This window comes from Mumia sp., from assembly GCF_028803055.1.
In the GTDB taxonomy this organism is placed as follows: Bacteria; Actinomycetota; Actinomycetes; order Propionibacteriales; family Nocardioidaceae; genus Mumia.
Genome location: NZ_JARBCJ010000176.1, coordinates 1 through 6673, shown reverse-complemented (window position 1 = coordinate 6673; position 6673 = coordinate 1). Strand labels below are relative to the sequence as shown.

Sequence of the window (6673 nt, the reverse complement as noted above, 5' to 3'; positions counted from 1 at the left end):
CGACGACGCGTGAGATGACGGCGTCGACCCAGCCGAGGTAGTAGCCCGAGACCGTGCCGAGGGTGACGCCGATCAGCACGGAGACGCTGACGACGATGACCGCCAGCAGCAAGGACGGTCGCGTGGCGTGGACCAGCTGTGCCAGCACGTCGCACCCGTACGCGTTGGTGCCGAACGGGTGGGCGCCCCCGAACCACTGCGGAGGGATGCGCGCGTCGGCGATGTCGCAGCGCTGCGGGTCCTTGCGCGTGAAGAGGAACGGGAAGAGAGCGACCAGCAGGAAGAACGCGGCGACGACGGTCGCGAGGATCACGTCGGGGCGTCGTCGGAGGCTGCGGAACGCGTCCGACCACAGCGAGCGTGGCGGGAGGCCCGCATTGGTCTCCTCCGCGATCAGGGCGGAGACGCTGGGGTCACTCATAGCGGATCCTCGGGTCGAGTGCGGCGTAGACGATGTCGACGACGATCATCACCACGATCGTGACCACGGCCAGGAGGGTGACGATGCCGATCACGACGGCGACATCGCTGTCCTGCACGGCCCTCCAGAGGACACCGCCCATCCCGTAGATGTTCATCATGCCCTCGGTGATGACCACGCCCGCGAGGGCTTCGGTGAAGACGATGCCGACCGCGGTCGCCACCGGGATCGAGGAGTTGCGGACGACGTGGTGCAGGGTCACGTGGCGCTCCGTCAGGCCCTTGGACCGTGCCGTGCGGACGTGCTCGGCCTGATAGTTCTCGAGCTGTGCGGCGCGGACCACACGGATGAACGCGGCCGAGCCCGCGAGGCCGAGCAGGATCCCCGGGACGATGATCGTCGCCCACGGGTTCTCGGGGGAGAACGACGGCTTGAAGAGGAGGGCGGGCAGGCTGTCGGGACCGAACGTGTCCTTGGCCCAGTTGCTCAGCGGCACGGCGAACACGTAGCGATAGATCAGCAGCATCACGAACACGGGCAGGGCGTCGATGAGGATCGACAGGCCGCGGATGCCGTGGTCGCTCAGGCGGCCACGACGGCGGGCGGCGATCGAGCCGAGCGTCATCCCGATCACGGCCCACGTCACGGTGACCACCGCGAACAGCTTGAGCGTGTTGGGGGCGGCGGTGCCGACGATGTCGCTCACGGGTCGGCCGCGCAGGTTCTCTCCGAGGTCCCCCTGCGCGTAGGAGCCCAGGCGGTCGACGAACGGTCCGAGGCAGGGGTTGCCGGTCTGGTCGTAGCACGGGTCGTCGAGCCCGTACCGCTTCTCCACCGCCGCCAGCTGTGTCGGGCTCGGCGTGCGCTCGCCGAAGAAGGCCAGGGCAGGGTTGCCGTTGAGCTGGATGGCGAGCGTCGTCAGGACGTGGAGCAGGAAGACCACGAGGACGAGGGTCAGGAAGCCCTGCAGCACGCGCCGCACGATGTATCGACCCACGCCGTCCTCAGCTCCTCGTCATGATCGCCGCGTCGCGGCACGTGTCGGGTGGCCGGCGCCGTGTCGACGCCGGCCACCCCAGGACTCGCTCACCGTCAGTCGGTGACCTTCACCAGCCTGAGCTCGACCTCGCCGCTGAACGGGTCGAGGACCACGTCGTCGAGACGGTCGCTGTAGAACATGACGTTGTTGCCGAACGCGACCGGAGCGGAGGCCATGTCGGAGGCGATGACCTTCTCCGCCTCCTGATACTTCGTGACGGCCGCCTCGAGGTCCGGAGCCGCGTCGCCCTCCTTGATCAGCTTCTCGAACTCGGCGTTGTAGTAGCCGAAGTTCTCGTTGCCCTTCTTGGGGTCGCCGCTGCCGTAGACCGGGGCGAGGTAGTTCTCGTTGAGCGGGTAGTCCGCGAACCAGTTCGCCCGCATGATGCCGGTGAAGTCACGCGCCGTGCGGCGGTCGAAGTAGTCCGGTGTCGGGTCGAGCTGGTAGGGGATGCCCAGGTTGAGCTGGATCGAGTCTCCGACGGCCTTGAAGATCGCCTCGCTCTCGGGGTCTTCGCCGAGGTGGATCGTGAGCTTCTTGCCCTTGGGCCAACCGCCGGCCTTCTTGAGCGCGGCCTTCGCTGCGGCCGGGTCGAAGGTGCAGAACTCGCAGGTCCCGGCGACGCCGCCGGGAACGCCGTCCGGGACGACCCAGCTGTCGGCGGCGACGAAGCGGCCGGGGGCGACCTTCTCGATGATGGAGTCACGGTCGATCGCCATCGAGATGGCCTTGCGGAACTCGATGTCGTCGAACGGCTTGCCGAGGTACATCGGGAACCCGACGTAGCTCAGCGCCGCGCCCGGACCCTCGACCATGCGGGAGGAGAGCTCGGGGTCGTTCGCGGCGCGGTCCCACTCCGCCGGGGGCGGGAAGGTGGCGTCAAGATCGCCGGCCTCGAAGTCGGCCCAGTCGGAGTCGCCGGAGTACTCCCTCCACTCGATCCTGTCGTAGTCAGGGGTCTCCTCACCGCTGTAGTCGGCCCACCTGACGGCAGTCAGGCTCTGGCCCTGGTCCCACTCCTCGATCTCGAAGGGGCCGTTGCCGATGGGCTTGGTCGCGCAGGCGTCGACGTCGTCGAGGCACTCCTGGGCGACGGGGAAGAACCCGGTGTAGCCGAGCATGGTCGAGAAGCCGGCGAACGGGGCTTTGAGGGTGACCTCGAGGGTGCCCGGGTCCACGACCTTGAGGCCCGAGAGCTCCTTGGCGGTCGGCTCTTCGCCCTGCATCGCGTCGTAGCCGGCGAAGCGCTCGAAGAAGTAGTAGTTGCCCATCGCGTTCGGGCCGTACGCGGCGTAGTTCCACGCCCGGGCGAACGCCTCCGCGTCGACCGGTTCGCCGTTCTGGAACTCGAAGCCGTCCTTGATCTTGATCGTCCACACCCTGTTGTCGGTGGTGCTGACGTCCTCGGCGACGTAGTTGTAGGGCTTCGTCGTCTGGGGGTCGTAGCGCACGAGACCGTCGTAGACCACGTCGAGCACGCTGATGTTGTCGCCGACGTTGGAGTCCATCGGCAGGAGCGTCTCGACGTCCTGACTCAGCGGCAGGCGGATCGTCGCGCCACCGTCTCCCTCGTCGTCGTCGCCGCCTCCGCAGCCGGTCACCACCAAGGCCAGGGCTGTCAGCCCCGCGGCCAGTCGAGCCATCTTCACTGTGTGCCTCCCAGAGTGCGCCCCCTCGGCCAAGGCGGCTGGGTCGATCCTGCCGCACGCGACCGGCGAGACGATACAGCCGTGACGAATCTGTGACCAGGGTGTCCGAGGAGGTTACGAACCGGATACCGATCCGAGATCGTTCAGAATCACGGTGATTCTGGGGGAAGACTTCCAGGAAACCATACGTAAGAGCGTGACCTCCGGTGCTGGTGCCGCGCCGCCTGTCGCCCCGCAGGGGCTCGCGGTGAACGTCCTGAAGGGAATACCGCTGCTCCGGTAGGGTTGACCAGGACGGACTCCTGTCCGAGCCCGCCCCCGTACGGAGGATTGATGAAGAGCAACAACCCCGTCTTTGCCCGCAGCGACGAGTTCAACGGTCGCGCCGCCCGGCCCGGCACCGCGCCTACCGGATACACGGACCCCAGCACGTGGCAGATCGGTCAGTCCGATGGCTACGACGGCGGCTCTGGTCAGGGGCCGCACAGCACCGCCGTCGCCGATCGCATGACGATCGACTCGGTCGTCCAGAAGACCGCTCTGACGATCGGCCTGACCGCGCTCAGCGCCGCCGTCGTGTGGTTCATGATCGGCGACATCTCGGCCGACCAGAGCAAGCTCGCGACCGCCTTCGCGCTCGCCACGGGCGGCGCGATCATCGGCTTCGTCCTGGCGATGGTGAACTCCTTCAAGAAGGTCATCAGCCCGCCGCTCGTCCTCGCGTATGCGGTCGTCGAGGGCGTCTTCGTCGGTGCCCTCTCGAAGGTCGTCTCCTCCTACGTCGGTGACCCCGGCATCGTCGCGCAGGCCGTCCTCGGCACGATCGCCGCATTCGCCGGCACGCTGTTCGTCTACCGCTTCTTCAACATCAAGGTCACGGACAAGTTCCGCCGAGGCGTGACCGCCGCGCTGTTCGGCTTCATGGCCGTCATCCTGCTCAACTTCGTGCTGAGCTTCTTCGGCGCCGACTTCGGCATCCGCGACTTCTCGATGCTCGGCCTGATCGTCAGCTGCATCGCCGTCGTCCTCGGTGTGCTGTGCCTGATCCTCGACTTCGACTTCGTCGAGAACGGCATCAAGGCCGGTCTCCCGGAGCGCGAGTCCTGGCGCGCCGCGTTCGGCCTGACGGTCACGCTGATCTGGCTCTACATCGAGATCCTGCGCATCCTCGCGATCCTGCGCGGAGACAACTAGCAGGTCGGACCTCCGGCGCCCCGTCCCTCGTCAGAGGGGCGGGGCGCTCCCCTTTCCCCTCGCGGGTCACTCTCTGCCGCTCGCGGGTCACTCTCCGGCCCTCGCGGGTCACTCTCCGGCCCTCGCGGGTCACTCTCGGCGATCGACGATCAGGGCGATCGGCGTACGACCCGCAGTGCGGCCCAACGCCCCCGCGGGCCGCGTTCGGCGCCGCCGACCTGCGTACGGGAGACCTCGGTGCCGGCGGTGTCGGCCGCCTCGGCAGCGGCGAACGATATGGGCAGCACGACGCCCTCAGGGAAGGCGGCGGACTCCTCGTCCTCGTCCCACACGCCTGCGGCCACCGCGACGGACGGCAGCATCGCGGCGACCATGCTGGCATAGCCGGTCGCCGACGGGTGGAAGCGGTCGTCACCGAACATCTCGGTCGGCGCGCTCCAGAAGTCGCGTTGCAGCAGGTCGCTCAGCGACACCGCACGGCCGCCGGCCTCGACCACCGTGATGACCTGGGCGGCGGCCAGCCTCCGGCTGAACTGGCGGGCGATCAAGCGCAGCGGCTGCGGCAGGGGGCGGACGGAGCCGAGATCGGGGCACGTCCCGACGACGACCTCGCACCCGTGCTGGCGCAGGGCCCGCACCGCTTCACCCAGCGCGGCGACCGCGCCGGAGATCGCGTTGACGTTGCTCACGTGGGTGACGTCGTTGGCGCCGATGACGATCGCCGCGACGTGGGGCCTCGTCGGCAGGGCGAGCTCGACCTGCTCCGCGAGATCGGCCGAGACAGCGCCGACCACGGCCTGGCTGGTCACCTCGACCGGACGCCCGGCAATCTGGGACAGCCCGGCACCGATGAGGGAAGGAGGAGTGTCCTCGGCCCGCGTCATCCCGTAGCCGACGCCCGTGGAGTCGCCGAGCATGACGAACCGCAGCGGGTCTCCGGGCAGATCGGCACCGTAGACACCGTCGGGGGAGGGAGGGCGTTCGTCGCTGACCCCGATCGCACGGCGTGCGAGTCCGGCCTGCATCTTGAGGAGCCCGACGGCGCTGCCCCCCAACACCCCGACCCCGCCGCCTCCGACGTGGGCGGCGGCGGCCAGCCTGCGCGCTGCTCGTGCCCGGGTCATCGACTCACACCATCATCCCCTTCGCTGTGCTCGCCTTCGCGAGGGTTCCCTAGACTGAGGGTGTGGACTACGCTAACGCGCTGCTTGACCTCGTCGGTGACACACCGCTGGTCAAGCTCAGGAGAGTGACCGACGACGCACCCGGCCTCGTGCTGGCCAAGGTCGAGTACTTCAACCCGGGCGGGAGCGTGAAGGACCGCATCGCCCCCCGGATGGTCGAGGCCGCCGAGGAGTCCGGCGAGCTCAAGCCGGGCGGCACGATCGTCGAGCCGACCAGCGGCAACACCGGGGTGGGCCTCGCGATGGTCGCCCAGGAGAAGGGCTACCACTGCGTCTTCGTGTGCCCCGACAAGGTGAGCGAGGACAAGCGCAACGTCCTTACGGCGTACGGCGCCGAGGTCGTCGTGTGCCCGACGGCGGTGCCGCCGGAGCACCCGAGCTCCTACTACTCCGTCTCGGACCGCCTGGTCCGCGAGATCGACGGCGCGTGGAAGCCCAACCAGTACGCGAACGAGAACAACCCCCGCACGCACTACGAGACGACCGGGCCTGAGGTGTGGGCACAGACCGAGGGCCGCATCACGCACTTCGTCGCCGGCATCGGGACGGGCGGGACGATCTCGGGCACGGGCCGCTACCTCAAGGAGGTCAGCGACGGGCGGGTCCAGATCGTCGGCGCCGATCCGCACGGGTCGGTCTACTCCGGCGGGACCGGTCGCCCGTACCTCGTCGAGGGCGTCGGTGAGGACTTCTGGCCTGACACGTACGACCGTGACATCTGCGACCGCATCATCGAGGTGAGCGACGCCGACTCGTTCGCGACGACGCGACGTCTCGCCCGCGAGGAGGCCATGCTGGTCGGCGGCTCGTCGGGCATGGCGGCCGCCGCGGCCGTGCGCCTTGCGAAGGAGCTGAACGATCCTGAGGCAGTGATCGTGGTGCTGCTGCCCGACGGCGGCCGGGGCTACCTGACCAAGGTCTTCGACGACGAGTGGCTCTCCCGCTACGGCTTCCTCACCCCGCCCCGGGGTGAGCGGACGGTCGGTGACCTGCTTCGCGACAAGGACGGGCGCCTCCCCGATCTCGTGCACACGCACCCGCACGAGTCGGTCGCCGAGGCGGTCAAGATCCTCAGGGAGTACGGCGTCTCGCAGATGCCGGTCCTGCTCGCCGAGCCGCCGATCCGTGCCGCAGAGGTCGCGGGAGCGGTCAGTGAGCGCGACCTGCTCGACAAGCTGTTCCACGG

The 6673-nt window shown here is 68.7% G+C and carries 5 protein-coding genes and 1 pseudogene; 2 read left to right on the top strand and 4 right to left on the bottom strand.

Annotated elements, in window-relative coordinates; genetic code table 11:
- From PV363_RS14500 to PV363_RS14490, 3 genes and pseudogenes are all read right to left on the bottom strand, one after another.
- Window positions 1–421, bottom strand: a pseudogene (locus PV363_RS14500) (hypothetical protein); the annotation flags it as partial.
- A complete protein-coding gene (locus tag PV363_RS14495) occupies window positions 414–1418 on the bottom strand; it encodes an ABC transporter permease (protein ID WP_220343668.1) in 1005 nt (334 codons plus the stop codon). The pseudogene PV363_RS14500 and the gene PV363_RS14495, both read right to left, overlap by 8 nt.
- 95 nt (window positions 1419–1513) lie before the next feature.
- The gene (locus PV363_RS14490) at window positions 1514–3103 is read right to left on the bottom strand and encodes an ABC transporter substrate-binding protein (protein ID WP_301022684.1); all 1590 of its coding nucleotides are present in this window, start codon (window positions 3101–3103) and stop codon (window positions 1514–1516) included.
- Between the two features lie 339 nt (window positions 3104–3442).
- On the opposite strand from PV363_RS14490, the gene PV363_RS14485 reads away from it, so the two are divergent.
- Entirely contained in the window at window positions 3443–4303 is an 861-nt protein-coding gene (locus PV363_RS14485) for a Bax inhibitor-1/YccA family protein (RefSeq protein ID WP_220343670.1), read from the top strand.
- Between the two features lie 149 nt (window positions 4304–4452).
- Here the strand turns inward: PV363_RS14485 and PV363_RS14480 are convergent, their stop codons facing one another.
- Window positions 4453–5427: an SGNH/GDSL hydrolase family protein gene (locus tag PV363_RS14480; RefSeq protein WP_301022683.1), complete on the bottom strand. Its 975-nt coding sequence runs from the start codon at window positions 5425–5427 to the stop codon at window positions 4453–4455.
- A 62-nt stretch (window positions 5428–5489) separates the two neighbouring features.
- On the opposite strand from PV363_RS14480, the gene PV363_RS14475 reads away from it, so the two are divergent.
- Window positions 5490–6673 (top strand): cystathionine beta-synthase (locus tag PV363_RS14475; RefSeq protein WP_301022682.1); only part of this gene is annotated, 1184 nt, incomplete at its 3' end.